Source organism: Actinomycetospora sp., from assembly GCF_055612215.1.
The window spans coordinates 1-2,412 of sequence record NZ_JBVPVA010000562.1 but is presented as its reverse complement, the minus strand read 5'-3'; the positions used below and the strand labels follow the sequence as shown (position 1 = coordinate 2,412).

Sequence of the window (2,412 nt, the reverse complement as noted above, 5' to 3'; positions counted from 1 at the left end):
CCGAGATCGTCGAGATGCCCCACCGCGGACACGCCCTGACCATCGACGACGGGTGGCGTGAGGTCGCCGAGACCGCGTTGACCTTCATCCGGCGCTACCTCTGACCTCCGTGTTCGCCGCGACCACCCCGTGCGAGGCCGGGGTCGCGGCGGACGTCGACCCGGGCAGGCCCGCTGCACGGCCGGGCAAGCCCTCTGCGCCCTCAGCCATCCAGCTCGCCGTTCCGTAGCGCCACAGGAGCCCTGATGCCCACGCCCTCCCCCGTCGTCCCGCCCGTTCCCGTCCTCGAGCCCGCCGCTCTGGCGTTCACCGAGGCCACCGCCAAGCCGCCGTTCCTCTTCGAGCTCCCGCCCGCCGAGGGGCGCGCCGCCGTGGACGAGGTCCAGGCCGGCGAGATCACCAAGCCCGACGTCGACGACGAATGGATCGCCGTCACCGGCGGTCCCACCGGCAGCGTCCCGGTCCGCCTCGTCCGCCCGGCCGGCGCCACCGGCGTCCTGCCGGTGATCCTCTACATCCACGGCGCCGGCTGGGTCTTCGGCGACGCCGCCACCCACGACCGCCTCGTGCGCGAGCTCGCCGTCGGTGCCCACGCCGCCGTGGTCTTCCCCGAGTACGACCGCTCCCCCGAAGCCCGCTACCCCACCGCCATCGAGCAGAGCTACGCCGCGGCCCGCTGGGTGGTCAGCGACGGCGCCGGCAAGGGACTGGACCCGACCCGCATCGCCGTCGCCGGCGACTCCGTCGGCGGCAACATGGCGATCGCACTCACGCTGCTGGCCAAGCAGCGCGCCGACGTCCCCCTGGTCGGGCAGCTGCTCTTCTACCCGGTCACCGACGCCGCCTTCGACACCGGCTCCTACGAACAGTTCGCCACGGGCTACTTCCTCCAACGGGACGGCATGCGCTGGTTCTGGGACCAATACACCACCGACGAGAACCAACGCGCCGAGATCACCGCCTCACCGCTGCGCGCCCCGACCGAACAGCTCGCCGGGCTGCCCGAGGCCCTGGTGATCAACGCCGAGGCCGACGTGCTCCGCGACGAGGGCGAGGCCTACGCCGCCAGACTGCGCGCCGCCGGGGTGCCGGTCACCGCCACCCGCTACCAGGGCGTCATCCACGACTTCGTCATGCTCAACCCGCTCCGCGAGACCCACGGCGCCGACGCCGCCATCGCCCAGGCCATCGCCTTCCTCACCAGGGTCCTGCGCACCGGCAACCGCGCCTGAGCACCGCCACCGCCGACGCCCGACTCAGGAGGCACCGGCGGTGGAACGCGACCGCCGCACCCACTCCCTCGGTGACATCCCGTACGCCCCACGGAACCGGCGGCTGAGGTGGCCCGGGTCGACGAACCCCCAGCGGCGGGCCACCGCGGAGACGGTCGAGTCCGAGCGGCCCAGGTCTCTGCGAACCCGATCCAGACGCTCCCGCATGATCCAGTCCGCCAGGGTCTCGTCCTCGTCGCCCCACACGTTGTAGAGAGTGCGCAACGAGATGTGGTGGGCGGCCGCGATCCGGGCCGGAGTGAGGTCTCGATCGCCCAGGTTGGCCCGGATGTAGCCCACGATCCGGACCCGCAGCGTCTCCCGCAGGACATCCCGCTGCCGCCGGCCCCCGCCCGCGGACGCGACGAGGGCGCGGGTGAGGTCGATCGTCGCCGCTGCCAGCCCGGTCGCGATCTCCGGCACGCCCGCGACCTCGTCGATCGCCGTGCGCAGGTGCACGAGGTGATTGCGGAGCAGGGGGAACACAGCGCTCGAGCCCACACGAGGGATCGCCGTGCGCACGTCGTCGACGTCCAGGTCGAGATCGACATAGGAGATGTGGCTGGTGAACGAGCTGCCCTCCTCGCCGACGTGCGCGAAGACGTAGGGCGTACCGAAGTCCACGAGCACGATCCCGTTCGGCGCGATTTCCTGGGCGGCGCCGCAGGCCGAGTACGTGCACTCGCCACCCGACAACGCGACCGCCAGCAGGTCGGGAGCGTCGTCCCGGACGTCCTGGGCGGTGCGGGCCAACGTCAGGCCCGTCCCGGCCGTGCGCAACACCTGGACCGAGGCCATCTGCCACGCCTCGGCCCGCAGGTCCACCGACTCGGCGGGCGCGTTCAGCGCGACCCGCCGTCGCGCGCCGCTCCGCGCGATCACGTCGTGCACCAGGTCGATCCGCTCGGCAGCGGGATGGGACGCGGCATCGAGGACGACAGCCATGCGCGCTCCCCACCCGAGCCCGGACCGACCCGATTCGACCTGCGCCGGCTCACCCTCCTGACGACGACGTGATGGTAAGAGAGCACGCCCGAGAAGCAGTACTCCCGAACCGGGAGCGGACCGCACCTCGGGACGTGCGATGCGTCCCGGGTCAACGGCTCTGCACCCTCGTCCATCTTCCAGATCGGTCCATCGC

2 protein-coding genes are annotated in these 2,412 nt (G+C 72.3%); one reads left to right on the top strand and one right to left on the bottom strand.

Translation table 11 applies throughout. The features are described 5' to 3' along the window. The first annotated feature begins 245 nt into the window (after positions 1-245). The gene (locus AC0CYZ_RS15525; protein WP_472216865.1) at positions 246-1,232 is read left to right on the top strand and encodes an alpha/beta hydrolase; all 987 of its coding nucleotides are present in this window, start codon (positions 246-248) and stop codon (positions 1,230-1,232) included. A 24-nt stretch (positions 1,233-1,256) separates the two neighbouring features. Here AC0CYZ_RS15525 and AC0CYZ_RS15520 read toward each other — a convergent pair whose 3' ends face one another. Next, on the bottom strand, positions 1,257-2,216 hold the full coding sequence (locus AC0CYZ_RS15520; protein WP_472216863.1) for a helix-turn-helix transcriptional regulator: 960 nt from the start codon (positions 2,214-2,216) through the stop codon (positions 1,257-1,259). Positions 2,217-2,412 lie beyond the last annotated feature (196 nt).

Coding starts and splice junctions, on each gene's coding strand:
- AC0CYZ_RS15525 (WP_472216865.1), top strand. CDS start 246: ATGCCCACGCCCTCCCCCGTCGTCCCGCCCGTTCCCGTCCTCGAGCCC.
- AC0CYZ_RS15520 (WP_472216863.1), bottom strand. CDS start 2,216: ATGGCTGTCGTCCTCGATGCCGCGTCCCATCCCGCTGCCGAGCGGATC.